We start from the raw sequence: 25,755 nt of genomic DNA, 5'->3' as shown, positions 1-25,755 counted from the left end.
AGGAAGTTCGGTAGATCAAAGGTTCTATAACAAATGCTGCTGGTGTGCAGCTGTTATCAGTTCGGCAACATTTCTGGCTTCAAACTTCTGCATCAGGTTCCTTCGGTGTGTATCCACGGTAAGAGGGCTCACAAACAACTCCTGGGCAATAGCCTGGCTGGTTTTTCCCTCTGCCAGAAATGATAGGATCTGCTTTTCCCTTCTGGTAAGCTGTGCTATCCCGCGTAGCTGGTTTTTTGTTGGCCGGCTGATAATTTCCATTACCTCTTTGCTGTAACAGATGTTTCCCTTTACGGCTTCGGCGATACACTGCCGGAGTTCATCAAGCGAACTGTTTTTAAGGAGATAACCATTGGCACCGTTCTGGATGGTCTGCATGATAATGCTCCGTTCCGTATGATTACTAAGGATGAGTATAATGGTATCCGGGGATTCTTTTTTGATGAGCTGGCACAGATCCATACCACTGATGTCCGGCAGGGTGACATCCAGTAGAACAAGGTCAATAGGGTTTCCACCGAAATAGGAGAGAAACTGTTCTCCGTTCGAAAAGCCGGCGATAATTTCCATATTGTCCTCGTTCCTAAGCAGGGTCTTAAGCCCTTCAATTACGATGGGATGGTCATCAACAATGACCGTCAGCAGCTTATTCATCGATAGTAGTTTTAAGTTCTATGTCTATACTTGTTCCCTCGCCAGGAGAGGAGTGGATCTCAAATTTTCCCTGGAGAAATGCTATACGGTTGCGAAGGTTATCCAGTCCCATTCCTTTTTTATCTTCAAGTGATTCCACTTCAAAGCCTGTACCGTTATCTTCAAAGGTAATGAAAATGGTGTTTTCGTTCTGACTGCACTGTAAAATGAGGCTGTCGGCATGGGAATGCTTGACTGCATTTGATATCAGCTCCTGTACGATGCGGTAAATATTGAGCTGCACATTCATCGCAATGTTTTTTTGGATACCGAACATCTCTGAAGTAATCTGTAAGCCATCACGCATATAGAATTCGCACAGGTCTTTTAAAGCCACTTCAAGGCCAAATTTCAGTAAGGTGTCAGGCACCATATTGCGGGCAATGCGGCGCAGTTCAGTAACCGAAGTGTCCAACTGACCGATAATGCGGTGCAGGTCTTTATTTTCGGAAATGCCCGGCTGGGTATCTGTCCAGCCTGAAAGGCCAATCTTAACTCCTGAAAGCATACCGCCAAGGCCATCGTGAAGGTCCCTTGCAACCCGTTCCCTTTCGAGCTCTTCGCCTTCAAGCATAGCTCTGGTGATGCTAAGCTGCTGCTTCCTTTCCATCTCGTTCAGCTGCTGCCGGTAATTAATCTCCTGTTGCCGAGCAAGCTTCCTCCTGCCACGCGCGGTGAGAAGGACGAAAACAAGCAAAAGAAGAAGAACAAGACATCCCAGGCCCAGAATAAGCCTGTATAAACGGTTATTGCGGGCACTCAGCTGGGCCTGCCTGTTCTCAGATTGCAGCGCCTGTATTTTTTGCTCGTTTTTTGCGCTTCTGTACCTGGTCTCCAGTTCATTGATCTTTATCTTTGTCTGGTCATTGTTTATACTGTCATTGGTCTGCCGGTATTTGTTCAGCCAGTGGTATGCCTCTTTATAATCACTTAACTTTTCACTCATTTTCGCCAGTTCCAAATAAATCTCTGCCCTGTCATTAATTTTGGCGGTCAAAGTTCCTTCTTCAACAATATCCAGCAATATCTGTCGGGCTTTGGCATAGTTTTTCTGCTGCTGATAGATATCATATCTGCGGAAAAGAAGCTGTTGGTAAATCTGCTTCTGGTTATATCTTTTAGCCAGGGGCATACCCTTGTCAATACTGCTGAGTGCTTTATCGTAGGACGTTTTGGTAGCGTAATAAAGGGCCTCGTTATAATAGTATAGCGGGTAATTGAGTGATGACGGGTATGGTTTCAGGAGCTTTTGTGCCTTTTCCAGAAGTACCCGGGCTTTGTCGGCTTTGTTGTCATAACAGTAGATGCTTACCCCTGTAAGATAGGAAAACAACAGATCAGTAGAACCAGGATCTTTGGTTTCCAGTAGGGCGATAGCTTTTTCATTATAGGAAGCCGCTTTTGAAAACTGGTAGTTGTTCATCAGGATAGTGGCCAGCTGGGTATAATAGTAAGCGATGCGTGCCGGATTGCCCGTTTTTTCTGCAATAGGAATAGCTTTTTCCAGGGTTATTTTCGTAATAAAACCGTAGCCCATTTTATCCACGTTCATCAGGGCATAATTATACCAGGCTGCAGCCCGCTTTGCGTAGGCCTTTTTGGTATTGAAGGGCGAAAGTGCTTCTTCAGCTTTTTTAAAAGCATCGGATGCCTTCGATTTGTTCCAGTTGAAATAATACTGCCCCTTATAGAAGAGCGCCAGCGCATTTAAATACCTGTCATTTTTTGCAGCAAGCGTTCCGGCTTCCAGGTAAGCTTTGCTCTTTAAGGTATCCTTGAATTTCCAATATTCTACCAATTGAAAATTGGTGTTGGCTCTTGAGCTGTCGGGGATTTTTTTCTGCAGTGTCTGGTGAAGGCTGTCGAGATAATGTTTTTCGTTTAGAGGTACCTGCTGTTGGGCGGCGCATTTGAGTGATACCAATAGCCCTATGAGGAATAAAAGAGATTTCGTCATTGTTAAATAGATATTTTTCGCCTACCGGCAGATCAGACAGACCTGACCGGAGCAATTCCACAGGTAAATATCCGACATATTTCCCAACCCATCATAATATCGTTCATCTGTTATGAAAAATACCTGAAAACCAGTAGAAAAAAATCGGTAAAAGTCGGTATTTCTTTTGGCAGATACATCCAATAGCTTTGCTACGATAATCAGCATCATATTTACGAAACATTATTCTTTAACCCATAAATCACTATCATGAAGCTAAAAAAATATGCCCTCGCATTTTTCTGTGCAGCATCGTCAACAGCTGTAGTTTCGGCACAGTACAAAGAACCGGAAAAAAAAGACAAGGTGGAGATCTTCCGTCCGGAAGTGGCATTCGACTCTCTTCAGGCAAAAAAAATGTTGGCAAAAGGAAGCGCCGTCATTAAAGGAGTAGCGTTTACCAAACAGAAACATCCTCTTGGATATACTGTTCCGCTTTCACCCCGTATCCTGGCCAATAATATGACCGTGATTCTTTTACCGGTAACACCATATTTTGAAGAATGGTACAGGTTAAGAAAAGACAAAGAAAATATCAGAAAGAGACGTTTTGTCTACCTTTCTGACAAGGCCTATCGGTATAGGCTGGAAGCGATCACTAATAGCGATGGTGAGTTCACCTTTCCCGACATGCTACCTGGCAAGTATTTTCTGCAGGGGATGCTGGATTATACCCTCAGGGGCAAATACAATGCCTACACAGGTACCGGTTACAACGACTATGGTGGGCGGACCGATTATTATCAACAAAAAGAATATTCCAAAAATATCCAGGACCGGATCGAGACATTTGTGGAGGTAAAGGAGAACGGCGAGGTCGTTAAGGTGAAACTGCACTAATTTTACAAAAGCATCCTACATCATGATAACACATAGAAAAATTACTGGTGTACTGCTCATTCTGATGTTGCTTCCGGGAATTGAGATCCATGCCCAGCTCGGGGGCATACTTCAGAAAGCAAAAGAAAAAGCTACAACAGCGATTGAAAAAAAGATTGACAAAAATAGCGTATCGAAAGGAGCGGAAGCCGCAGGTAACTCAGGCAATAGCAGTATCTCAGTTGGTGATTCACTAATTTTCGCCGAAGATTTCTCGGCATTTCAAGCTAGAGCCACTGCAACAAGTTTCAAAACCAATGGGGTGGCTACGGTAACTACTGTTTCAGGTCAAAAAGGTAAGTGGATGGAGATAAAGGATAAGGCGATTTATAAATTTGCCCGCCAGCTCAGCTACCCTAAGCGCTTTACCGTGTCGTTTGATATCATTGCAAAAGCTGACCAGATAAAGGACATTGCACCGCTGTCCCTGGGTTTTGCAAGCGATAACAGTGCCCGTGAGTACTCAAGCAATATCGGGACTTATGTGCAATTGCACTATTATGATACCAACCAGGTCAATATAGGCAGCAGTAAGCCGGAAAAATTTGTGAATGCAACCTTTGATCTTAAACCTTGGCTCAACCGCCCCCTGCATGTTGTCCTCTCGGTTGATGGAGAACAGGTGGCTGTGTATCTCAATCAGGTCAGGCTTGCAGATACGGTTTTGTTCATGCCTGCAGCAGCAAAAAACTTTTATATAGCTGCCCCCTGGGAATATGCTAACGGTGCTGGGGTACTGGTCGGTAACTTCAAGGTTAGCGGATTTAGGAAATAGGACTAAAGTGTATCTGTGGTCCAGCAATTCGTCAATCGAGTCGTCTTATTGACCGGGAGGGTATATCTGTGTAACCTTATATTACTTCCTTGCGTCTTAACAATAAATATTTATTATGCCAAAATTTAAATACCTCCTTATCCGGATGGCTTTTGCCTTTTTTATCATCTCCTCCACGCTTTCCTTACAGGCACAGCGCCTCGGAATGGGGATTGACAGTTTGATTGTAAGGGATTTTAAGGATCCAAACGGGCCTGGAGGTGTATTTATGGTTTCCAGAAAAGGAAAACCGGTCTATCAAAAAGCCATTGGTAAGGCGAACCTTGAACTGGGTGATAATCTTAGTCCTGAAAATGTCTTTCAGCTGGGATCGATGACCAAACAGTTTACAGCGGTAGCTGTTCTCATGTTGGAACAAGAAGGCAAACTTAAAGTGGAGGAGCCCATCCTAAAGTATGTCCCGGATTATCCCAATGGAGAGAAAATAACCATACACCATCTTCTAACGCACACTTCGGGAATAAAGGATTTTACGAAAATGAAAGCCTTATCCGATATTGCCCAAAAGGAAATGACGCCTAAAATGATGGTAGATTTTTTTAAAAACGAACCTGTCGATTTTGCTCCAGGAGAAAAGTTTGAATACAATAATTCAGGATATGTGCTTTTAGGTTACCTGATAGAAATTGTTTCAGGAGAGCGGTATGAAGATTTCATCAAAAAAAACATTTTTGACAGAGTGGGAATGAGCCGTTCAATGTTTGCGAGTGACAGGAAAGTTATCGATAAAAGGGCGTACGGGTATCACAAAAAAGAATCAGGATATGTCAACAAAACCATAATCAGTTTTAGTGTACCCTTTTCGTCGGGTTCATTAATGTCTACAACTGGTGATATGTTAAAATGGCAAAATGCACTGAACAGCAATCTTCTCCTCGATGCAAAGGAAACGAATAAGGCATTTAGCAGATACAAACTAAACAACGGAGCGGAATATACTTATGGTTACGGCTGGCATATCCGCGATATAGACGGCACGCCAACCCGTGAACATGGTGGCAGCATCTTTGGATTTAAAACAATGGCTGTCTATATCCCCAGCGAAGACATATATGTAATAGGCTTGAGCAATTGCGACCGCAATTCCCCGACAAAATTAGTGGGAGATATTGCTGCATTTGTTTTAAAGGGGATTAAAGATAAATATTGGTAACCAGCAACCAAAGCAATGTAAGTTAGAACTAATTTTAATATAGCGATATGAATAAGTACATGCAACTACTTTTACTTTGCATTTTTACGGCAGCCTTCTCTGCAAACCTTTATGCACAAAGCAATGCTATGGCAACAGACATTGACAGCCTGATCGGAAAAAAGATGTCTGAAAGCGGGATTGTTGGACTTGGTGCAGCCATTATTATCGATAAAAAAGTGGTGTGGAAAAAAGGGTACGGGTTTTCCGATAGACAGGCCGGTGAAGCTTTCACAACATCAACGCTGATGAACATCGCATCGGTCTCGAAAACAGTTACCGGTGCCTGTATCATGAAAGCAGTAGAGCAGGGGAAACTTTCCCTGGACGAGGATATTAACAACTATCTTCCATTCAAAATATACAATCCTTATTTTCCCGACGAAAAAATAACCCTCCGAAATCTTTCTACCCATACTTCCGGGCTTACCGACAGGTATCCTTTTTATACCGATAGCCTTTATTTTAATGGCAAAGATTCGCCGCAGGCATTGGGCGATTTTTTGCGAAACTATTTTGTTGCTGGCGGAATGTATTATTCTAAAGAAAACTTTCTTGATCATAAACCAGGAACATTCCGTGAATACTCTAATATTGGGGCCGGACTTGCGGGTTATATCATTGAACTAAGAACCGGTCTAAAATTGAATGAATACAGTAAGAAGTATCTGTTCGGTCCGTTGAAGATGGAAGATACCGGATGGTTTATGTCGGAAATAAATCTAAAAAAGCATACAAAGCTTTACGAGAAACAGGGTAATGAAGTCCGTGAGATCCCTTTGTATGGATGTACTACTTATCCCGACGGAGGTGTACGTACATCTGTCGATAATCTAAGCAATTTCTTTATCTGCCTGTTAAATGACGGGAAGTTTAAAAATAGGCAGGTGTTAGAAGCTAAAACCGTAAAGGAAATGCTTAGGTTCCAGTTTAATGATGCTAACAAACCTGAGAATGTCAAACCCCAATCGCTGAATTCGGGTATATTCTGGGCGACTAAGATGGGCGGTACCCGGATTGGACACAATGGGTCAGACCCTGGTGTAAGGGTTTTTATGCTTTCCGATCTAAATAAGGAAATTGCGGTTATTCTCTTTGTCAATACTTCGTTGAGTGAAAAGGAAGAAGATAAATTCTTTGAAATCTACGAAGATCTTTACAAGTATGGCATTAAGCTTAGGAAATAAAATATATGAAATCTGTATGAATGATTATAACCGAAATTAGTATGCAATTGAGGTGAAAATAGTTGGATCTTATCTAGCGCTAACGACTAGAATAACCTGCAGATCTGGTGCAATGATGCAACATTCTTCCTAAAAAGATGTCCTTTAATATATTGAAACATTATTTTACTTTTAATGACTTTTTTTAATTGGAATAGATATTAACAAATAAATTAAATGATGTATGAAAAGTATATTTTTAAGTGTTGTCTTTTCTTGTAGTTTGTTTGCCCGCCCGGATCGACCTGCTTCTTTCCTTGGAAAATGGCATAGTATTTCAAAGGTTTCAGCTATTGAAGAAGTTGTTTTCTATCCTGATAATATCGTCAGATTATCTGATGACAGGTATGCTTTCGATCAGCGCTACTTTTTATCTCCAGATTCCAGCAAGCCTGAGGGTTCCTTTAAGGGAGTTTTCCAATTGATAAATGTTGGTAAGCTGGTCAAAGAGAGTAAAGTAGATCTTAGGTTGTTGGAGAAAGATGTTATGGAGCTTAGTATAAATGAAAAGAAAATGATCCTCAAGAAGGATTAGCTCATCAAGTAGATTTAAAGAAATTATCAATTGTCTCATATTTTAGGGCAATAAGAGCCATAAGGAACATTGTTTGTTTAATATTTTGACTTTTTACTACTAATCTTGTATTGCAAGATTATTTCAGTAATAAATCTCAATAAGGGATCATTAAAATCATGAAGATCGACAAAGGAATATATGTGCTCAATGATGAAGAAGTAGAGGATGGATATGGTAAGTCATTAAAGTATCAAAACAAATTATACACTGCATAAGGGTAAGATGCGCCAAATATTGTCAAGAGAGCTTCCAGTTGGGAATACCATAGCGGAAGGGATATTTACCTGGATCGATGGATCACAAAGTTCGGTGAGCAGGTTGATCCCGGAATTTTGAATAGATTATTTAAATCCTGTTTTTTCTGTTATCGTACCGTTTCTGGCCGACTATAATTGCTCTTCAACCCAAATGCTCATAGAGCTTAAACAATATGGAAGGGAGCCCCAACCTTGCTTTTAACGCATAAACAGAGACCAATTGATTAACTTTGCTTAATGATAATCGTTAGAAGTTATGCGCAGTAAAACTTTTCCTGAAAATCTGAGTCAAAACAAAAGGCTTTCTATACGTATTGTTTCCCCGGAATTCGGCCATATATCGGCCGAGTCGGCAGCTCAATACGGCTCTACTCAACGGCTGCCTTATTATTTCTTTCTTTTTGTGCTGCATGGAAGCAGCCAGGAGGTTATCGACGGGGAAACCATCAAGATAGGCAAGCATGAGCTTTTCTTTGCAATGCCCTACCAGCTCCGACAATTGACTACAGCCGGCCATAGCGCTAACTACTATAAACTGGGGTTTGATGATGAGTGCCTTTCGCGATTGCCGAAAAAGTTTCCCTTTTTGCTCAACCCCCTGAACCAGCAAAAAATAAGCTTTCTGCCCGATGCGGCACATAGGCTCTGGAATAACTTCAAGATTTTAAATGAACTGCTGGGTACTGCCGATACTGATCCCGAACTGATCCTGGCCTATCTGAACAGCCTGCTTACAGAAATAAACGCCGCTTATTTTATATTGGATAAAAAGCACATAGCAGGGAGCCTCGATAAATTTTTAGGATTCAAGCTATTTGTAGAAGATAATTTTACTGATCAACCTGCCATAACAGAGATTGCAGAAAAACTGGCCTTAAGCACAGATTGTCTGTATCGGATCGTGAAGCAGCATTCTGGCGTTTCACCTAAAGAATATATCATAGAGCGTTTGATCGTCGAGGCAAGGCGTAGGATATATAATAACCAGCATACGTCGGTAAAGGAACTGGCATACGAGCTTGGCTTTAATGACCCGGGTTATTTTTCGCGTTTGTTTAAGAAAGTAACCGGCAAAACGATAGCCAGCTTTTACCAGGATTTGTCCTTGTAAAAGCGGTTTTTGTCCGAAGCATACGATTATATTAGCCCCATCTTTGTCTAAAGTAAATAAATTATGGATAGACAATTTGATAAAATATTGGTAACCGGTGCAACCGGCTTAGTAGGTTCAAGGCTTTTGCCCCGCCTTGTTGAAGCAGGATTTGATTGTTTCGCACTGGTACGTAGCAAAGAAGTTGCGGCGGGAGTAACGGCTATAGATGGGGACTTATTTGATCCCGCAACGCTGGAAAAAGCGGTGAAAGATGCAAAGGCGATCATTCACCTGGCAGCCGTGTTCCGGTCACCGGATACGGACCTGATCTGGAAAAGTAACCTGGAGGGTACGCATAATCTCATTGATGCCGTAAAGCGCAATGCCCCGGATGCCCGTTTCATTTTTGCAAGCACCAGTCATGTTTATGGCGCGAGCAATCCACACCCCGGTCGGGAGGACGATACGCTTAACCCGCAGCATGCCTATCCGGCCAGTAAAGTTGCTGCGGAAAAGGAGTTGCGTGAAAGCGGATTGAACTGGTCTGTTTTACGCTTCCCATTTGTTTATGGGGATGGTGATGGCCACCTGGAAGAATTGCCTGGACATGTAGTTGCTGCTAAATTTCATCCGGCGATGCGGATGAGTACTATTCACCATCGCGATATATACAGGGCTATCTTAATGGCTTTGCAAGGGAGCATGGACGGCCGCGTGGTCAATATCGCAGATGAGGCGCCAACCACACTTTACGAATTACTTCAGCTTGTCGGCGAAACTATGACTTCATCCGCAGAGCCACTGATTAATCCCTGGTACCTTCATGCTGATGCCTCTCTGGCACGCAGTTTGGGCTTTCAGGCGTCGGTACGAACTGTCTATCAGGCGGTGCAGGAAAACCTGCTCTGATGACTTACTCGATTTGACCGGCACTCCTCATTTTTTTACCAAATGGTAATTTATTGCTTTGCGCCATACACTATCTTTACATCATGGAAGCGATGATAAATCTTATCCTGCAATTTGGTGACCTGAACAAACAGCAGATCGAATTTTTGCTTAGCAAGGTTGAAATGCTGGAAATCAAAAAACACGGATACCTGTCGGAAGCCGGAAAGATCCCCCGTTATGTGGCCTTTGTGGTGGAAGGTGTGTTCCGCTTTTGTTATTACAACAACAAGAGTGAAGAAATCACCAACTATTTTGTGGACGAAGGCAATTTTGTAGTCGATAACGAAAAGTTCGAATCGCAGATCGCGGCCTCGGAATATGTACAGGCTGTTACCGACTGCAAGGTGCTTGTTTTTAGCAAAAAGAGCTGGGATGAGATATCCAATACCATTGTGGGATGGGAAATGATGAAGGCAAAGATGGTGAAAAAATGCCTTACGCTGGCCATGGAGCGGCGCAGTCCGTTGATATCAGAAGACGCCACCACGCGTTACCTGTCCTTTATTAAAGCTTTCCCCAACCTCATCAACCGCATCCCGCTTTCCCACGTGGCCTCCTATCTGGGCGTTACCCAGCAATCGTTAAGCCGTATACGCCGTAGTATCCATTAACGGCATTTTTTACCATTTGGTAAATGTTTTTGTGTTGTTGTTTTCAATATTTGCATAGTCATTAAATAATAATAAAGATGAGCAAAAAAATTGTACTGATCACCGGAACAAATAGTGGTTTTGGCTGGCTTACCGCCCACAGCGTAGCTGCTTTAGGACACAAGGTATACGCGACGATGCGCGACACCGACGGCCGTAATGCCGATAAAGCGGCTGCACTTGCGGCCGTAGAGAATGTAACCGTTTTAGATGTTACCTTAACTGACGACCAGAGCGTGAAGCAGGCCGTTGATACCATTTTGGCCAAAGAAGGGACTATTGATGTGTTGGTGAACAACGCCGGTTACAGCATGAGCGGTGTAGCCGAAAGCTTTACTACTGCCGATGTGCACACTACCTTTGATATCAATGTTTATGCCCCTTGGCGACTGATCAAACAGGTCCTGCCCGCTATGCGTAAGCAGGCCGACGGACTGATCGTTAACGTGACCAGCGGTTTTGGGCGCGTGTCGTTCCCGTTCGCTACCATGTATGCAGCCTCGAAATTTGCACTGGAGGGAATAAGTGAAGGCCTGCATTATGAGGTCAAACGTTTAGGCATTGATGTGGCTATTGTGGAGCCGGGCGCTTTTCCTACCGAAATGCAGCAAAAGAACAACCCCGCATCTGACCAGGGTGTATTTGAGGGATACGGAACTATTGCTGATATTCCTAATAAAATGGTAGCCGCACTGGGCGGAGAGATGCAAGCCAAGAACCCTAACCCGCAGGACGTTGCTGGCGCTATTGTAAAACTGATTGGTACCCCGAAAGGCACCCGGCCATTACGTACGGTCGTCGACCCCATAACAGGCCCGTATATTGAAGCCGCCAATCAGGCTGTAGCCGAACAGTTTGCGAAAGGATTGACGGCATTCGGGATGGGCGAGTTATTGTAAGCGGAATTGAATTAATAGGAACGGCAGTGGCGTAAAGCTACTGCCGTTTTTGTTTGTGGCTATTGCATACTGAAGTAAGTTAGTTTAAGGTTTTCTAAAAGAAAGAGTTGCGTTTAATTAATTGTATTTCAATTAGTTATATAAATCGGTTCGTCAGAATTTCTTTGTTTGACTCACCCCGTATATGCGCTATTTAGTCAAAAAAGCCATTGAATGACAAAAAAAAGCCTGCAAATCAACGATTTGCAGGCTTTTTTGTTTTTTGGTGAATTTTGTTACTGATTCCAGTGGAGCCGAAGGGAGTCGAACCCTTGTCCAGTTGTGAGATAAATTATACCTTCTACATGCTTATTTTTCAATTGATTTTCGGGAAATAAACGGGCTGAAAACCGACCTTATTTAAATCCTTAGATACTTTATCTCACTTTAAGTCGTATCTCCTTAAAGCCAGCTTTGTTGTTTCGATGCCCCAGATTCTAACCCAACAATGCAGCAGTTAGAGGGACAAAAGCTAGTTAGTTCTAAACTAAGCAGCTAAGGCGTAAGTATTTTCGCCAACTAAAATGTGAACGTTCACTTTAAGTGCTCTCCGTACAACGCACTGCATGCTAACATAACCTTCGCCACCCTGTCAAATCCAAGAACGGCCCCGGTTCAGTTTACAGTTTTAAATAATCAATTTGTAAACCGGATACAAATATACAAATAAAATGCCAAATAATAGCTTTAAACTGTTATTTGGCATTTAAAACCGTGAACTGAAAACTGTGAATTGAAAACTGAAAACTATACCGTTCTTCCCGGATATTGTTGCAATGCTACTTCCAAACAGTCCATAGCTGCGTTTAAATCATCAGTATTTAATACATATGCCATACGCACTTCGTTTTTACCAGAACCTGGGGTAGAGTAAAAGCCCGTTGCAGGTGCCATCATTACCGTTTGGTTATTATGGGTAAATTCCTCTAAAATCCACTGACAGAATTTATCAGCATCATCAATCGGGAATTTTGCTACCACATAAAATGCTCCGCCGGGATTAGGGCAGAAAACACCTTCTATATTATTTAACCGATTAACCAAAGTATCGCGGCGCAAAGTATATTCGGTATTTACTTTTTCGAAATAACTATCTGGTGTATCAACAGCTGCCGCTCCGGCAATCTGCTCTACCATGCCCGGGCTTAATCTTGCTTGCGCAAATTTTAATCCTGATGCAATAACTTCTTTGTTTTTGGTAATTAAACAGCCTAAACGTGCTCCACAAGCGCTGTAACGTTTAGAAACCGTATCCATAATCACCACATTTTCATCCAAACCAGCTAAATGCATTGGAGAAATAAATTCTCTTCCATCATAACAGAATTCGCGATAAGCTTCGTCAGAGAATAAAAATAGATCGTATTTAACACAAAGTGTTTTTAACGCCTCTAATTCTGCCCTTGAATATAAATAACCAGTTGGATTATTGGGGTTACAAATGATGATTGCCTTCGTTTTTTCTGTAATCAGTTTTTCGAATTCGGCAATCGGAGGCAAAGCAAAACCATTTTCGATGTAAGAAAGGATGGGTTTTACCACTACGTTGCTCATGCAGGCAAAGCCATTGTAATTGGCATAAAAAGGTTCTGGAATGATAATTTCATCGCCCTCGTTTACGCAGGTTTGCATGGCGATGGTAATGGCCTCAGAACCACCAACTGTTACCAATATATTTTCGGGTGTAATATTGTAACCCAGTTTATTGTAGTATTCGGTAAGTTTTAAGCGGTATGCAAGTGTACCTTCTGATGGAGTATAGGCCCAAACATTAAAATCAATGTTTTTGATGGCGTTTAACATTCCTTCAGGTGTTTCGATATCTGGTTGACCAATATTTAAATGGAAAACTTTTTTACCATCTTTTTTAGCTTGATCTGCAAATGGAGTTAACTTTCTGATTGGCGATGCAGGCATCTGCACACCTTTTTGTGAAATTTTTGGCATGGCACAAAAATAAAAAAGTCCCGATGAAAATCGGGACTTTTTAAATATTATCGTTTAAATAATTATTTCGAAGCTGCGGCAACCGTTTCACCTTTAATGTAAAGCACTTTAATTGGTGTTTTAGCATTTGAAGTAATGGTTACAGCTTTCGAGAAAGTAGATGGACCGGCAGCAGCGTTAAACGTTACCGAAATCACACCTGTTTCACCTTTTTTCAATGGCGTAGAAGTGTATTTAGGTACTGTACATCCACAACTTGCTTCAGCTTTGGTAATAATTAATGGTTGTTCGCCAACGTTGGTGTATTTGAAATCGTAAGTTACTGGTTTGTTTAAAACGATTTTACCGAAATCGTGCGTTTCAGCTTCAAATTTAAATTCAGCAGGTTTAGCCTGTGCATTTGCAGCAATACCAAAACCTAAAACAAAAGCGAATAATACTAAGATCTTTTTCATGTTATGTGGTTGTAATTTTATTTTTTAATTTCTAAAACAAATTTAATGTTTTCAATGTAAAACAAAAACTATTCCAAATATATTTTACAAATCAATATATAATTTTACCATGGAGGATAAAGGCAAACTTTTAATTTTGTATATATTTGCCGCAACCAATCTTTGATTACTATGCCGAATGAAAAATTGATGACCAACACTATTGATGCTTCCGAACTCAGTTTTAACGATTTTAAATCTATCGTTATAAATGATTATAAAATAGCCTTTGAAAGTAGGCAGGCCAGTGTTTTAGGCCGTAGAGAAGTATTAACAGGGAAGGCTAAATTTGGTATTTTTGGCGATGGGAAAGAGGTACCCCAGGTGGCTATGGCGAAAGCTTTTAAAAACGGCGATTGGCGCTCGGGCTATTACCGCGATCAAACTTTTGCTTTTGCAACTGGGATTTCTACCATTAAAGAATTTTTCGCACAACTTTATGCCAATCCAACCGACGGAGCTGATCCGTTTTCCGGTGGAAGGCAAATGAACTGCCATTTTGCGACAAAATCAATTAATGAAGATGGAAGCTGGAACGATTTAACGCAGATTAAAAACTGTTCGTCAGATATTTCTCCTACCGGTGGCCAAATGGCCCGTTTGGTGGGCTTAGCTTATGCTTCTAAATTATTTAGGCAAAATAAGGAACTCGATTACTTAAAACACTTTTCGGTTAACGGAAATGAAGTTGCTTTTGGTACCATTGGTAATGCATCAACTTCTGAAGGTGTGTTTTTTGAAGCCATTAATGCCGCAGGTGTTTTGCAGATACCCATGGCCATCTCGATTTGGGATGATGCTTATGGCATTTCAGTTCCGGCAAAATATCAAACTACAAAAGAAGATATTTCTGAAGTTTTAAAAGGTTTTCAGCGTGAGCCTGATCAACCAGGATATGAAATTTATAAAGTAAAGGGCTGGGATTATCCGGCTTTGTGCGAGGTGTATGAAAAAGCAATAAATGTTTGTCGAGAAGAACATGTACCTGTTTTAATTCACGTTACCGAACTTACTCAACCCCAGGGGCACTCTACCTCTGGCTCGCACGAAAGGTATAAATCAAAAGATCGTTTAGCTTGGGAAACCGAACACGATTGTATACTGAAAATGCGTGCCTGGATGCTCGATTCTGCAGTAGCAACCGAAGAGGAAATTGCAGAGATTGAAAAAGACGCAAAAGTTTTTGTTCGTAATGCACAAAAGGAAGCTTGGAATGAGTTTTTGGATAGCATTAAACCAGAACAAAAACAAGTGATTGATTTAATTGGCGGTGTAGCTAAACATCAACCGGAGCTGGCTAGAATTGCTGCAAATCTGGCTTCAACTGCCGATGCACAGCGCAGAGAGGTTTTTACTGCAGCACGTAAGGCAATCCGTTTATCGGCTAGTTTTAATTCTCCGGAACGGGATGAACTATTAACCTGGTATAAACAGCAGGCCAAGTTTAATCACGACCGTTATAACTCTAAACTGCATACTGATGGCAAAGAAAGTCCGGATATGATTGCAGTGGTTAACGCAGCATATGATGAACAATCGAAAATGGTCGACGGTAGGGAAGTGCTTAATGCCTGCTTTAACGAAAATTTTGCCCGCGATCCACGTTTAGTGGCTTTTGGAGAGGATTTAGGAAATATTGGCGATGTAAATCAAGGCTTTGCAGGTTTACAGGCCAAATATGGTGAGTTGAGGATTACCGATACTGGAATTAGAGAAATGACCATTATTGGACAAGGTATCGGTTTGGCCATGAGGGGTTTAAAGCCGATTGCCGAAATACAATATCTTGATTATTTAATTTTTGCACTAAATGTACTCAGCGACGATTTAGCATCACTATCATACCGAACCAAAGGGATTCAAAAAGCACCTGTTATTGTGCGTACCCGTGGCCATCGATTAGAAGGAATCTGGCATTCAGGCTCACCAATCAGTATGATTTTAGGCGCTTTAAGGGGTATGCATTTATGTGTGCCAAGAAATATGACTCAGGCTGCCGGCATGTACAATACCCTTTTTAGGGCTGATGAGCCTGCCGTAGTAATTGAGTGTTTAAATGGTTACCGACTTAAAGAAAAACTACCAACTAATGTTGGCGATTTTACGGTTCCGTTAGGTAAAGCAGAAGTTTTAGAAGAAGGAACGGATATAACCGTAGTATCTTATGGATCTTCATTAAGAATTGTTCAGGAAGCCGCAGAAGAATTGAGCTTATTGGGCATTTCTGTAGAAATTATAGATCCACAAACATTATTACCTTTCGATACCACTCAGGTTTGTGTAAACTCCCTAGCCAAAACCAATAAATTACTGGTGGTAGATGAAGATGTTCCTGGAGGTGCATCTGCATATATTCTGCAAAAGGTACTCGAAGAACAAAAAGGTTATTTCCATTTAGATGGTCAGCCGAAAACATTATCGGCTAAAGCACATCGTCCGCCATTTGGATCTGATGGTGATTATTTCAGTAAACCGTCGGTTGATGATGTAATTGAAACCATTTACCAGATGATGCACGATGCAAATCCAACTAAATACCCCGCATTTTTTTAATAAAGCAATCGCCGTGACATAAGATTTAACTGTCTGAGTAATTTAAAGGGTTTACAAATCAGTTTCTTATTTTGTTTATGCTTAAATGATTTAGATAAAAAGGTAAAAAACTGGTTACCTATTGATCAGTTTTTTAATTACTTTTATAAACCAAACCTATTTTGTTATTTCAGTATGTTTTATCTCATTCCGGATATGAAACGCTGTCGTTTTCAAGATTTTTTATGCTCATTATCCAGTAGAAACAAATCGTTGGTTTGATCTGAAAATGAAGCGCTATCTTGTAAATGCTCAGTTCGTTAGTAAAGCGTGTTTTTCTAAAAAAGGCATGCTGTTTCTCTTTTTCTCATTTTTATGCATGGCTAGTTTTAGCCAGGTGAATGCGCCGCAGAAAAAACTGGATAGCCTTTTAAGTTTAAATCAAAAGAATTTAAAAACAGACTCCACCAAAATTAAAATATTGACGGAGGTTTACCGCCAATACATGAGGATGAAAAATGTAGATAAAGCGGAAGAATACGTGGATAAAACCATCCAGCTTTCACATGAGAAAAGCCTACAAAAATTCTCTGCAATGGCTTATTACCGTAGAGGTTTAATGTATCACGGCAGGTCTAATTATCAAAAGGCAGAAGAGAATTATCAAAATGCAGCTGCCGAATTTTCTTCAGTAGGTAATTTAGATATGGTTGCCGGAACTTACCTCAATTTAGGTGCTTTATATGGCAGCATTCCTGATTATGTAAAGTCATTAGAAGTTAACCAAAAGGCCATAGCTATTTACGAAAAAATGGGTAACGAAACTGATATGGCAAGTTGTTATACCAATATTTCTACTATTTACCAAAGTTTGGGTAACCAGAGTCAGGCCTTGGTTTATATGAACATGGCGCTAAAAGTATTTGCTAAAGGAGGCGAAAATACAAGAGGCGTAGCCGTTGTTTATGGCTTGATTGGTACAAATTATTTCGAGGCTTCAGATCGTGAATTAAAAGAGATGGACGTATTGCCTAACCAGAAAATTAAACTGGCCTTAGCGTATTATAACAAATCGTTGCGGGTATCAGAAGCCATTGGAGACATAGGTTTAATCGCCACAGTTAAACGAGATCTTGCAGATTTATACAGTTCAATAGGACAAAAGGATGCGGCGATAAAATCCTATCAAAAATCAGTTGAGTTAAATAAGTCGGGAGAAAATAAAGAAGCCTATGCCTCAAGTTTATATGCCTTGGGAAACTTTTACCAAAAAGAAAACGATTTTGAAAACGCCATCCTCTTACTCAATAATAGTTTAAAAATTGCCGAGGAAAACAGATTACTGGATATAGAAAAACAATCTAGTTTAGGGTTGAGTACGGTATTTGAAAAACAAAAAGACTATAACAAATCATTAGCCTACTACAGGCAGTATATTGCCGTTAGAGATAAGATTTTCGATCAGGAAAAGGAAAAGGAAATTACCCGAAGGCAGATGCAGCTCGATTTTGGTATTAAAGAACGCGATTATTTATTGAAGCAAAAACTTACAGAAGGTGAGTTAAAAAGACAACAACAAGAACTTGAGCTAAAAAGACAACAATTAGTATTAAGTGATAAAGAAAAAGCATTGGATCTCCTAACTTTTCAAAAGGCAAAAGCTGATCTCGATATTCAGCGTTTGGCTCAGGATAGCAAATTTGCTAATGCTAAATTTGAGGCAAAGTTAGCTGCCGGGATAAAGGATAAGCAGATTAGTAAACAGGTGCAACAGATTAAATTTGACGAACGTGTAAAATTATTCCTCACCATAGCCACCACACTAATTCTGATTATTGCCGTTGTGATATTTTTTAATCAGCGGAAAACAACGAGGCTGAATAAAATTATCAATAACCAAAAACGGGAATTAGAGCAGCTGAGTAAAGTTAAAGACCGTATTTTTAGTGTCGTAAGTCACGATATGCGTACTCCTGTAAATTCATTAATTTCCTTTATGCAACTCTTAGAAGGGACGAATATTGAGCAAGAGAAATTAAACAGATATGCTGCCGTACTGAAAAATAACCTCACCTATACCTCTACAATGATGGAGAATCTCCTTAATTGGGCGGCTAGTCAGATGCAGGGTTTTAACCCGTATTTAGAATCGTTGGATATTCATGAGCTGATTAATGAAGTTATTCTTTCTTTGCAGGATAACGCCAACGTAAAAAGCTTAGTTATTAAGAATTTAGTGCCAGCCAAAACATTTTGCAAAGCAGATTCGAATATGTTTATGCTGGTTATCCGAAATATCATCAGTAATGCCATTAAATTTACGCCAAGTGGCGGTACAATTACAACTAGTGCCGCTCCTAACGGAGATGTACTGGAGATTAAAATTTCGGATACAGGGATCGGTTTAACACCTGTACAGGTAGAGCATTTTAATAAGCCAGGCTATTTAGGCGCGGGGGTAAGCACATTAGGCACCAATAAAGAAAAAGGCACAGGTTTAGGTTTGTTGCTTTGCAGGACCTTTATTAGCTTGATGGATGGTAAAATTAGCGCCGATATTAATCCTACAGGCGGAAGTTATTTTAAAATAATCCTGAAAAAATAACTTATTTTAAAAATCTCGACAGAATTTTCTTATCAATAGATTTTTCCAATAATTCCTGCCTGTTAGAAGCACTTATCGGAACCAGAAAGTTATGATCTAAATGAACCTCATGATTGGTTAAGGTAACAATGTGGGTTATATTAATGATGTACTGTTTATGTACCCTTGAGAAAATTTTTGAAGGCAGTTGTTTTTCCAGATTTTTTAAGCTTACTAAAATAACATGTTTATCGGTACTGGTAAACAGCTTTGAAAAATCGCCCATACTTTCAATATAAATTACATCATTATATTTCAGCTTGGTTATGCCTTTGGTCTCTCTAAAAAAGAAATAATCGTCGTCTTTTTTATCGTCGGTGTTTAAGTTTTCGACAGGAAGTTTATTTACCTGTTTCCTTAATTCAATATACTCGATCGCTTTGTTGGTGGCTTTTAATATGCGTTCGAATGTTGCAGGCTTAACAATAAAATCCAATGCATCCAGATTAAAGCTTTCTGCGGCGTACTCACTAAACGAAGTGATAAAGATAAATAGCGGTTGTTTTTTCAGGCTTTTTAATAAATCCATACCGGAAAGCTCTGGCATATCAATATCGGAATAAACAATATCTACAGAAGTAGTTGACAAAATTTGCGAAGCTTCTATACCATTACTGCAGACAGCGATAATATTTAATGATGGGATTTTTTTTAGATGCATTTCTATAGCATCTCTTTCAATTTCATTATCATCAACAATTAAACAGCTGTACGTCATTTAGGGATAGATTATATAATTTAGTTAGAGAACACGTATTTTTACTTAATGTTTGTAATTTACGTTAAAATGTGGATTATAATACAATCAGGTATCATTTTGTGGATAAACGTAACATTAACTTTTATTTCTGGTGTTTCTTTTCACCAGTGTATAATTTCTCGCCAGCTTTTACAGCCAATTGCAGGTCGTTTTCTTCTGGCGGTACAGGGCAACGGTATCCGTCACTATAAGCACAGTAGGGATTGTAGGCTTTGTTAAAATCGATTTCGATGTGATTATCTGCAATTTCTTTTACATTCAGATCAATGTACCTGCCACCGCCATAGGTTTCCTTATTGTTGGTTTCATCAGTAAAGGGCAGAAAGAGGTGATCTTTATAAACCGGGTTAGTTGATAAAGAAACACTTTTGTATAAAGTCATTTGGATTTTTTTGCCATTAAGAACAAAGTTTACATGTGCATATTTATAATAATCGCTGCTCGAGCCATTAAAAGTAGGCATTTTGAAAACTTTCTCATTCTTCAGTATTTCTACATCGGCCGAGATTTTATAAGTACTGTCTGCATCATAAAAATGAAGGTTTTGCAGATCATTTTTCTTGAGTGGTGAGCGTTCATCTTTAATAAAATCCTCTTTATAGATTTCACGATGTTTTGCGATCTGTTCAGCATAACTTTGTGCAAAGCTATTCATGCTGATCAATAGAAATAAGAAGGTGATGATTCTCATTAACAAAAATTATATAATACTTGCTTTGTTTCTTAGAAACTGATCGGCTAAAACCAATGCAGCCATGGCCTCAACAATTACTACTGCTCGGGGTACCACACAAGGATCATGACGGCCCTTGCCTTTAATCTCCGAAGCTTCACCAGCAGCATTGATGGTTTGTTGGTTGTGCATAATGGTTGCAACAGGCTTAAAAGCTACTTTGAAGGTAATATCCATCCCGTTAGAAATGCCACCCAAAATACCGCCGGCATAATTGGTGGTGGTTTTAAAAACTTTCGAATCGGCTGCTTTAGGCTGGGGAATATCGTTGTGTTGCGATCCTCTTAATTCACTTCCGGCAAAGCCAGAACCATATTCGAAACCATGAACAGCATTAATGCTGAGCATAGCTTTACCTAAATCGGCATGTAATTTATCAAAAACAGGTTCACCTAAACCAGCAGGGCAGCCTTTTACTACACAACCTATTTTCCCCCCAACGGTATCGCCATCTTTACGAACCGTATCGATAAATTCAATCATTTCGTGTGCAGTTGCAGGATCGGCGCAACGCACAATATTTTCTTCTCTAATTTGCAATAAAGCTGATAAATCATTGCTTTCCAAATTAGGGGCCTCTATTGTACCTACCGAAGTTACGTGCGCGAAAATTTCAATGCCCTGTTGCTTTAAAAATAGCTTTGCGATGGCACCTGCCGCTACACGGGCAGCAGTTTCGCGGGCAGAAGAGCGACCTCCGCCACGGTGATCGCGGATGCCGTATTTTGCATCATAAACATAATCGGCATGGCTGGGACGGTAAACATCAACATTATGGCCGTAATCTTTTGATCGTTGATCCTCGTTCGGAATTAAAAGTGCAATGGGTGTACCTGTACTTTTTCCTTCAAATACACCAGATAAAATCTGAACCGTATCACTTTCTTTTCTTTGTGTGGTAATTTTGGATTGACCCGGTTTACGTTTGTCAAGTTCGGATTGGATAAAATCCATATCGATATCCAATTGCGCCGGACAGCCATCAATAATTACCCCAATGGCTACGCCATGAGATTCGCCAAAGGTTGTGATGCGAAATAGTTGTCCGAATGAGTTGCCTGCCATATTATTTAGAGGTTAGATTTGAGATATTAGATTTGAGAAGTTTCCCCCCTCAAATTGCACTCAAATCTGGTTAGAATATTATTGTTTTATTTCTTGAGTCTCACATCTAGTGTCTCAAATCTCATATCTCACTTCTCAAATCTCTTTTACTTCAAATCCCGCTTTTTTCAAATCTTCCCAATAATGAGGATAAGATTTTTCTACTACCTGCATTTCTTCAATTTCAACTTCGTTAATCAACAGCGCAAGTGGTGCAAAAGCCATCGCCATACGGTGGTCCTCGTAAGTTGCAAAGGTAACTTTATCCGGAAAATGAAGGTTATCTGTGTTTAAAGTATAAACCAGATTGTTTTCAGTAAAAGTAACACCAATTTTAGCCAATTCGTTCTGAAGCGCTGCAATACGGTCTGTTTCTTTGATTTTTAAAGTCTCTAAGCCTGTAAAAGACATGTTTTTACCTAATGCAGCTGCAATAACTACAATGGTTTGTGCTAAATCCGGACAGGTTTTTAAATCTAAAACGTCTTTGGTATCTAAAGAAAGGCCTAAGTTGCTAATGGCGATTCCTTTATCTGTTTTGCTGGTAGCAATGCCAAAAATCTTCATGATATTTTTGATCTGGCTATCACCCTGTAAACTTTTCTCTTTTAATGCAGGTAAACTAATTTCTGCTTCATCAGCTAAAGCTGCAATGCTATACCAATATGATGCTGCACTCCAGTCGGGCTCAACAATCAAAGTGCCAGGTTTAAATACCTGTGGTTTGATGGAAATTGAATTTCCGTTCCAGGAATGTGCAATGCCAACTTCAGCCAACATATCTAAAGTCATATATACATATGGTTTAGAGGTAAGCTCGCCTTCAATTTCTAAAGTTAAACCCTGAGGTAGGATAGGGGCAATCATCAGTAATGCCGAAATATATTGACTACTGATATCACCTTTTATTTTAACTTCAGCAGTTTTTTGATTTAAAGGGCCAACAATATTCAATGGAGGAAAACCTTCCGCTTCTGCATAAGAAATATCAGCGCCGATGGTTTTTAAAGCCTCTGCCAAGATACCAATGGGGCGCTGTTTCATCCGTTCTGTTCCGGTAAGTAAGAAATTGCCGTTTTTAGCCGAAAGATAAGCCGATAAGAAACGCATAGCGGTCCCTGCAGGCCCAACGTCAACTGTTTTTGATTCCTGGATTTCTACTTCTAATTCTTCTTCAAGATTATTAAGGATGCCATTTAAGGTTACCGTATCGGCAGCATTGGAAAGGTTTTCAACTTTAACCAGTTTTTTACTTAAAGCGCTAATAATTAAAGCCCTGTTGCATTCGCTTTTCGAGCCTGTTAATTGGATTTCCGTATTAATATTCTTGGTTCCTTTAAAAGAAACTAAGGCGTTTTTCGACATTTTATTCTGTTTTTATTCTTAAATGTAAGTGTCAGATGGAAACACCTGACACCACATTATATTTGTTTTTATATCATATTGAGTTAGTAGAAAACTATCGTAAGTCCTTCGACAGGCTCAGGATGACACCACTGTTAAACTTAGCTTTAAGCTTTAGTCTCTTCAGCGTTAAGTTTGATTAAGCGTTTCGGTTTTACCCTCCACCTTAAACCTTTAAACCCTCTACCTCAATTACGCTTTAACCTCAGTATGTTGCTCAGCAGCAATACCTTGTTCAGCTTTGCCTGCGTTCATAATTTCAGTTTGCTTACGGATTGATTCACCGTGCATCAATTCTAAGAATTTCTCAGTAAAGTTTAAGTCTAATTTTAAAGCTTTTGCAAAAGCATGACCTTTTTTAATGATGGCATCCCAACGGTTAACTTGTAAAATAGTTACCTGGTTATCGCGTTTAAACTCACCAATTTTCTCTACAATAGCCATACGCTCCCCTAATTTCTGTAATAAGATATCATCAATTTTATCGATTGATTTACGTAGGTCAGCTAACTTATCAGCAAAAGCTTCATTTGGTGCTTCTGGTTCACGAACAGTTAAACGGTCAACCAATTCAGCTAAAGCAGCTGGTGTAACTTGTTGTTTAGCATCTGTCCAGGCAACTGAAGGATCTACGTGAGATTCGATCATTAAACCTTGCATATCTAAATCTAATGCTTTTTGAGAAATGTAAGGGATTAGCTCACGATTACCGCAAATATGACTTGGATCGTTTATGATCGGTAATTCAGGGCAAAGTGTTTTTAACTGGATAGCAAGTTCCCACATTGGTTCGTTACGGAAAGAACTTTTCTCGAAAGATGAGAAACCGCGGTGAATAGCACCGATTTTAGTAATGCCTGCGCCATTGATACGCTCAATTGCGCCGATCCATAACTGTAAATCTGGGTTAACAGGGTTTTTGATCAATACCGGAACATCATGGCCTTTTAAAGCATCAGCAATTTCCTGAACAGTGAAAGGGTTTACAGTAGAACGTGCACCAATCCAAAGGATATCTACACCAGCTGCTAAAGCCTCTTCAACGTGTTTTGCATTTGCAACCTCTACAGCCGTTGGTAAACCAGTTTCTGCTTTAGCACGTTTTAACCACTCTAAACCGATACTTCCGATACCTTCAAATTCTCCCGGACGGGTACGTGGTTTCCAGATACCAGCTCTTAATACCGATACTTTACCGGTAGCAGCCAATAAATGTGCTGTAGTTAATAATTGTTCTTCAGTTTCTGCGCTACAAGGACCAGAAATGATTAATGGTTCGTTGTTTACGTTTAACCAGGTGTTTAATGGTTGGATGTTTAAATTAAGTTTCATGATGATGGGGGTGTTTAAATTCCGTAGTCCTTTGTCGGAAATCCGGAGTTATATTTTAATTATTTTATATTATGAGTTGATTGTTCTCTTATTTGTCTTCGGACTCCCGACTTTTTATACTTTATCGTTCTTCTGGTACTCTCCCAGGATATTAAAGTTCGATGTATATTTTAATGCCTTTCTAATGGCCTTATCATATTTTTCGGTACTTGGCCATTCTAAGTCGACGTAAAAGTAATACTCGTTTCTTTTACCTAAAACCGGCATAGATTGTATTTTTGTTAAGCTTACATCCTGTTCGGCGAAAATATTTAACACAGTTGCCAATGAGCCTGCTTTATGTCCAACCTGAAAACAGATTGATGCTTTATTTATTTTCTTTCCTTCGTCTGTTTTATCTTTTTTAAGGATCAGAAAACGGGTATAGTTTTTCTTGTTCGATTCTACACGGCGTTCTAAAATATTTAAGCCGTAAAGTTCAGCAGCTAAACTGTTTGCAATGGCCATAGTATCTGTTAATTGCTCTTCCTGGATCCGTTTTGCACAAGCAGCAGTATCGTTACTCTCCACAATTTTAATGTGTGGATAATCGTAAAAGAAATCAATACACTGGCGAATGGCGATAGGGTGAGAAGTAACTACTTTAATGTCTTCAAACTTTACGCCTGGTAGCGCCATTAAGTGCAACTGGATAGGTAAGTAAACCTCGCCTACAACCGAAAAACCAAAATCTCTGATCAGTGTGTAGTTTGGTAATAAACTGCCTGCAATAGAGTTTTCGATAGCCATTACTACGAAATCGGCATCGTTTTTCTCTAGCTTGTCGCAGGTTTCTTTAAAAGAATTACACTCAACAGTTTCAATGTCTTTACCAAAGAATTTGTAGGCGGCCTCCTCGTGGAAAGATGCTTTAATACCCTGAATTGCTACTCGTTTTGTCGTTTCCATTTTTGCGTTAAAACAAAAAAGTCCCGGCTGTTTGCCGGGACTTTTTTATACATTTTAATATTGTTATATATCTTTTTGCATATTAGCCCCGGCTCTCACTAAAATAGTAAAAGTAACCAAAGTAATATGTGTTAAAATTTTTCATCTTTTTTTCTTGAGCCAAATGTAGCAACAAAATTTAATTTGTCAATAGGAAATTGAAAATATTTTTAATAAAATTTAATTTTGTTTAAAATGGACTAATATCTTGATAGGTCTTTTTGTTTCTGAAAATGGCTTAAAAACGGATTTTTATATGGTTAGGGTTAGAAGTATTGATTAGAGATGATCAGTCGCGCGAGATCGTCATTCCCAACTTGATTGGGAATCTTAATGCAAAAGTATTAAGATTCCCGCCTGCGCGGGAATGACGACTGTACTAATTGAGTACTATCAATAGAAGCGTAACGCAGTACATGCAGACGATGAAACACCTGTTCGCCACGGTCATCGATCTTCGCTGCGCTCAGAATGACAGCATTTTTTCGAATAAAACATCATCTGTGTTTATCTGTGCACATCTGTGGCTAA

At 39.9% G+C, this 25,755-nt stretch carries 21 protein-coding genes and 1 other RNA gene; 11 read left to right on the top strand and 11 right to left on the bottom strand.

What is annotated here, in order from left to right; translation table 11 throughout:
- Positions 1-24: 24 nt before the first annotated feature.
- Positions 25-654: a response regulator transcription factor gene (locus ACTJKN_RS03860; protein ID WP_440822812.1), complete on the bottom strand. Its 630-nt coding sequence runs from the start codon at positions 652-654 to the stop codon at positions 25-27.
- Positions 647-2,650 (bottom strand): tetratricopeptide repeat-containing sensor histidine kinase, encoded by a 2,004-nt coding sequence (locus ACTJKN_RS03855; protein ID WP_440822810.1) that lies wholly within the window; start codon positions 2,648-2,650, stop codon positions 647-649. Before ACTJKN_RS03855 ends, ACTJKN_RS03860 begins: the two co-directional genes overlap by 8 nt.
- Before the next feature lie 249 nt (positions 2,651-2,899).
- Between ACTJKN_RS03855 and ACTJKN_RS03850 the strand changes: the two genes are divergently transcribed.
- From ACTJKN_RS03850 to ACTJKN_RS03810, 9 genes are all read left to right on the top strand, one after another.
- Positions 2,900-3,529: a carboxypeptidase-like regulatory domain-containing protein gene (locus ACTJKN_RS03850; protein ID WP_440822809.1), complete on the top strand. Its 630-nt coding sequence runs from the start codon at positions 2,900-2,902 to the stop codon at positions 3,527-3,529.
- Between the two features lie 22 nt (positions 3,530-3,551).
- Positions 3,552-4,343, top strand: coding sequence for a hypothetical protein (locus tag ACTJKN_RS03845; protein ID WP_440822807.1), 792 nt, complete (start codon positions 3,552-3,554; stop codon positions 4,341-4,343).
- A 115-nt stretch (positions 4,344-4,458) separates the two neighbouring features.
- Positions 4,459-5,556: a serine hydrolase domain-containing protein gene (locus tag ACTJKN_RS03840; RefSeq protein WP_440822806.1), complete on the top strand. Its 1,098-nt coding sequence runs from the start codon at positions 4,459-4,461 to the stop codon at positions 5,554-5,556.
- A 47-nt stretch (positions 5,557-5,603) separates the two neighbouring features.
- Complete coding sequence (locus ACTJKN_RS03835; protein ID WP_440822804.1) at positions 5,604-6,782, top strand: serine hydrolase domain-containing protein; 1,179 nt, start codon at positions 5,604-5,606, stop codon at positions 6,780-6,782.
- Between the two features lie 223 nt (positions 6,783-7,005).
- Positions 7,006-7,356 (top strand): hypothetical protein, encoded by a 351-nt coding sequence (locus ACTJKN_RS03830; protein ID WP_440822802.1) that lies wholly within the window; start codon positions 7,006-7,008, stop codon positions 7,354-7,356.
- Between the two features lie 555 nt (positions 7,357-7,911).
- Positions 7,912-8,766 (top strand): helix-turn-helix domain-containing protein, encoded by an 855-nt coding sequence (locus tag ACTJKN_RS03825; protein ID WP_440822800.1) that lies wholly within the window; start codon positions 7,912-7,914, stop codon positions 8,764-8,766.
- A gap of 63 nt (positions 8,767-8,829) precedes the next feature.
- Positions 8,830-9,657: an NAD-dependent epimerase/dehydratase family protein gene (locus tag ACTJKN_RS03820; protein ID WP_440822798.1), complete on the top strand. Its 828-nt coding sequence runs from the start codon at positions 8,830-8,832 to the stop codon at positions 9,655-9,657.
- Positions 9,658-9,740: 83 nt separating this feature from the next.
- Positions 9,741-10,310 carry a Crp/Fnr family transcriptional regulator gene (locus tag ACTJKN_RS03815; RefSeq protein ID WP_440822796.1) on the top strand — a complete coding sequence of 190 codons (570 nt, stop codon included), beginning with the start codon at positions 9,741-9,743 and terminating at the stop codon, positions 10,308-10,310.
- A gap of 77 nt (positions 10,311-10,387) precedes the next feature.
- Positions 10,388-11,248, top strand: coding sequence for an SDR family oxidoreductase (locus ACTJKN_RS03810; protein ID WP_440822794.1), 861 nt, complete (start codon positions 10,388-10,390; stop codon positions 11,246-11,248).
- A 285-nt stretch (positions 11,249-11,533) separates the two neighbouring features.
- Here the strand turns inward: ACTJKN_RS03810 and ssrA are convergent.
- The 3 genes from ssrA to ACTJKN_RS03795 form a co-directional block, all read right to left on the bottom strand.
- Positions 11,534-11,899, bottom strand: a transfer-messenger RNA (tmRNA) gene (gene ssrA, locus ACTJKN_RS03805).
- Between the two features lie 135 nt (positions 11,900-12,034).
- Positions 12,035-13,234 carry a pyridoxal phosphate-dependent aminotransferase gene (locus tag ACTJKN_RS03800; RefSeq protein ID WP_440822792.1) on the bottom strand — a complete coding sequence of 400 codons (1,200 nt, stop codon included), beginning with the start codon at positions 13,232-13,234 and terminating at the stop codon, positions 12,035-12,037.
- A 62-nt stretch (positions 13,235-13,296) separates the two neighbouring features.
- Positions 13,297-13,689: a DUF1573 domain-containing protein gene (locus tag ACTJKN_RS03795; protein ID WP_440822790.1), complete on the bottom strand. Its 393-nt coding sequence runs from the start codon at positions 13,687-13,689 to the stop codon at positions 13,297-13,299.
- Between the two features lie 171 nt (positions 13,690-13,860).
- Between ACTJKN_RS03795 and ACTJKN_RS03790 the strand changes: the two genes are divergently transcribed.
- Both ACTJKN_RS03790 and ACTJKN_RS03785 read left to right on the top strand, forming a co-directional pair.
- On the top strand, positions 13,861-16,281 hold the full coding sequence (locus ACTJKN_RS03790; protein WP_440822789.1) for an alpha-ketoacid dehydrogenase subunit alpha/beta: 2,421 nt from the start codon (positions 13,861-13,863) through the stop codon (positions 16,279-16,281).
- 268 nt (positions 16,282-16,549) lie between these two features.
- Entirely contained in the window at positions 16,550-18,865 is a 2,316-nt protein-coding gene (locus tag ACTJKN_RS03785) for a tetratricopeptide repeat-containing sensor histidine kinase (RefSeq protein ID WP_440822788.1), read from the top strand.
- Between the two features lies 1 nt (position 18,866).
- On the opposite strand, the gene ACTJKN_RS03780 is transcribed toward ACTJKN_RS03785, so the two are convergent.
- From ACTJKN_RS03780 to ACTJKN_RS03755, 6 genes are all read right to left on the bottom strand, one after another.
- Positions 18,867-19,622 carry a LytR/AlgR family response regulator transcription factor gene (locus ACTJKN_RS03780; RefSeq protein ID WP_440822786.1) on the bottom strand — a complete coding sequence of 252 codons (756 nt, stop codon included), beginning with the start codon at positions 19,620-19,622 and terminating at the stop codon, positions 18,867-18,869.
- A gap of 124 nt (positions 19,623-19,746) precedes the next feature.
- Positions 19,747-20,355, bottom strand: a complete 609-nt coding sequence (locus tag ACTJKN_RS03775; RefSeq protein ID WP_440822784.1) for a DUF1684 domain-containing protein — start codon at positions 20,353-20,355, stop codon at positions 19,747-19,749.
- A gap of 9 nt (positions 20,356-20,364) precedes the next feature.
- Complete coding sequence (gene aroC, locus ACTJKN_RS03770; protein WP_440822782.1) at positions 20,365-21,462, bottom strand: chorismate synthase; 1,098 nt, start codon at positions 21,460-21,462, stop codon at positions 20,365-20,367.
- A 135-nt stretch (positions 21,463-21,597) separates the two neighbouring features.
- A complete protein-coding gene (gene aroA / locus ACTJKN_RS03765) occupies positions 21,598-22,866 on the bottom strand; it encodes a 3-phosphoshikimate 1-carboxyvinyltransferase (protein ID WP_440822780.1) in 1,269 nt (422 codons plus the stop codon).
- A 231-nt stretch (positions 22,867-23,097) separates the two neighbouring features.
- A complete protein-coding gene (locus tag ACTJKN_RS03760) occupies positions 23,098-24,237 on the bottom strand; it encodes a chorismate mutase (RefSeq protein ID WP_057934078.1) in 1,140 nt (379 codons plus the stop codon).
- Positions 24,238-24,351: 114 nt separating this feature from the next.
- Positions 24,352-25,185, bottom strand: a complete 834-nt coding sequence (locus ACTJKN_RS03755; RefSeq protein ID WP_108201601.1) for a prephenate dehydratase — start codon at positions 25,183-25,185, stop codon at positions 24,352-24,354.
- Positions 25,186-25,755: the final 570 nt, after the last annotated feature.

Origin of the sequence: Pedobacter sp. 22163 (assembly GCF_052045595.1) — a bacterium.
Classification (GTDB): Bacteria; Bacteroidota; Bacteroidia; order Sphingobacteriales; family Sphingobacteriaceae; genus Pedobacter.
This window is presented reverse-complemented; position numbering and strand designations above follow the sequence as displayed.

Excerpts from the sequence above, each read along its gene's own strand:
- ACTJKN_RS03775 (WP_440822784.1), bottom strand. The coding sequence starts at position 20,355 with ATGAGAATCATCACCTTCTTATTTCTATTGATCAGCATGAATAGCTTT.
- ACTJKN_RS03820 (WP_440822798.1), top strand. The coding sequence starts at position 8,830 with ATGGATAGACAATTTGATAAAATATTGGTAACCGGTGCAACCGGCTTA.
- ACTJKN_RS03760 (WP_057934078.1), bottom strand. The coding sequence starts at position 24,237 with ATGAAACTTAATTTAAACATCCAACCATTAAACACCTGGTTAAACGTA.
- ACTJKN_RS03845 (WP_440822807.1), top strand. The coding sequence starts at position 3,552 with ATGATAACACATAGAAAAATTACTGGTGTACTGCTCATTCTGATGTTG.
- ACTJKN_RS03830 (WP_440822802.1), top strand. The coding sequence starts at position 7,006 with ATGAAAAGTATATTTTTAAGTGTTGTCTTTTCTTGTAGTTTGTTTGCC.
- ACTJKN_RS03800 (WP_440822792.1), bottom strand. The coding sequence starts at position 13,234 with ATGCCAAAAATTTCACAAAAAGGTGTGCAGATGCCTGCATCGCCAATC.
- ACTJKN_RS03835 (WP_440822804.1), top strand. The coding sequence starts at position 5,604 with ATGAATAAGTACATGCAACTACTTTTACTTTGCATTTTTACGGCAGCC.
- aroC (WP_440822782.1), bottom strand. The coding sequence starts at position 21,462 with ATGGCAGGCAACTCATTCGGACAACTATTTCGCATCACAACCTTTGGC.
- ACTJKN_RS03785 (WP_440822788.1), top strand. The coding sequence starts at position 16,550 with ATGAAGCGCTATCTTGTAAATGCTCAGTTCGTTAGTAAAGCGTGTTTT.
- ACTJKN_RS03810 (WP_440822794.1), top strand. The coding sequence starts at position 10,388 with ATGAGCAAAAAAATTGTACTGATCACCGGAACAAATAGTGGTTTTGGC.
- ACTJKN_RS03755 (WP_108201601.1), bottom strand. The coding sequence starts at position 25,185 with ATGGAAACGACAAAACGAGTAGCAATTCAGGGTATTAAAGCATCTTTC.
- ACTJKN_RS03790 (WP_440822789.1), top strand. The coding sequence starts at position 13,861 with ATGCCGAATGAAAAATTGATGACCAACACTATTGATGCTTCCGAACTC.
- ACTJKN_RS03780 (WP_440822786.1), bottom strand. The coding sequence starts at position 19,622 with ATGACGTACAGCTGTTTAATTGTTGATGATAATGAAATTGAAAGAGAT.
- ACTJKN_RS03850 (WP_440822809.1), top strand. The coding sequence starts at position 2,900 with ATGAAGCTAAAAAAATATGCCCTCGCATTTTTCTGTGCAGCATCGTCA.
- aroA (WP_440822780.1), bottom strand. The coding sequence starts at position 22,866 with ATGTCGAAAAACGCCTTAGTTTCTTTTAAAGGAACCAAGAATATTAAT.
- ACTJKN_RS03855 (WP_440822810.1), bottom strand. The coding sequence starts at position 2,650 with ATGACGAAATCTCTTTTATTCCTCATAGGGCTATTGGTATCACTCAAA.
- ACTJKN_RS03840 (WP_440822806.1), top strand. The coding sequence starts at position 4,459 with ATGCCAAAATTTAAATACCTCCTTATCCGGATGGCTTTTGCCTTTTTT.
- ACTJKN_RS03860 (WP_440822812.1), bottom strand. The coding sequence starts at position 654 with ATGAATAAGCTGCTGACGGTCATTGTTGATGACCATCCCATCGTAATT.
- ACTJKN_RS03825 (WP_440822800.1), top strand. The coding sequence starts at position 7,912 with ATGCGCAGTAAAACTTTTCCTGAAAATCTGAGTCAAAACAAAAGGCTT.
- ACTJKN_RS03795 (WP_440822790.1), bottom strand. The coding sequence starts at position 13,689 with ATGAAAAAGATCTTAGTATTATTCGCTTTTGTTTTAGGTTTTGGTATT.
- ACTJKN_RS03815 (WP_440822796.1), top strand. The coding sequence starts at position 9,741 with ATGGAAGCGATGATAAATCTTATCCTGCAATTTGGTGACCTGAACAAA.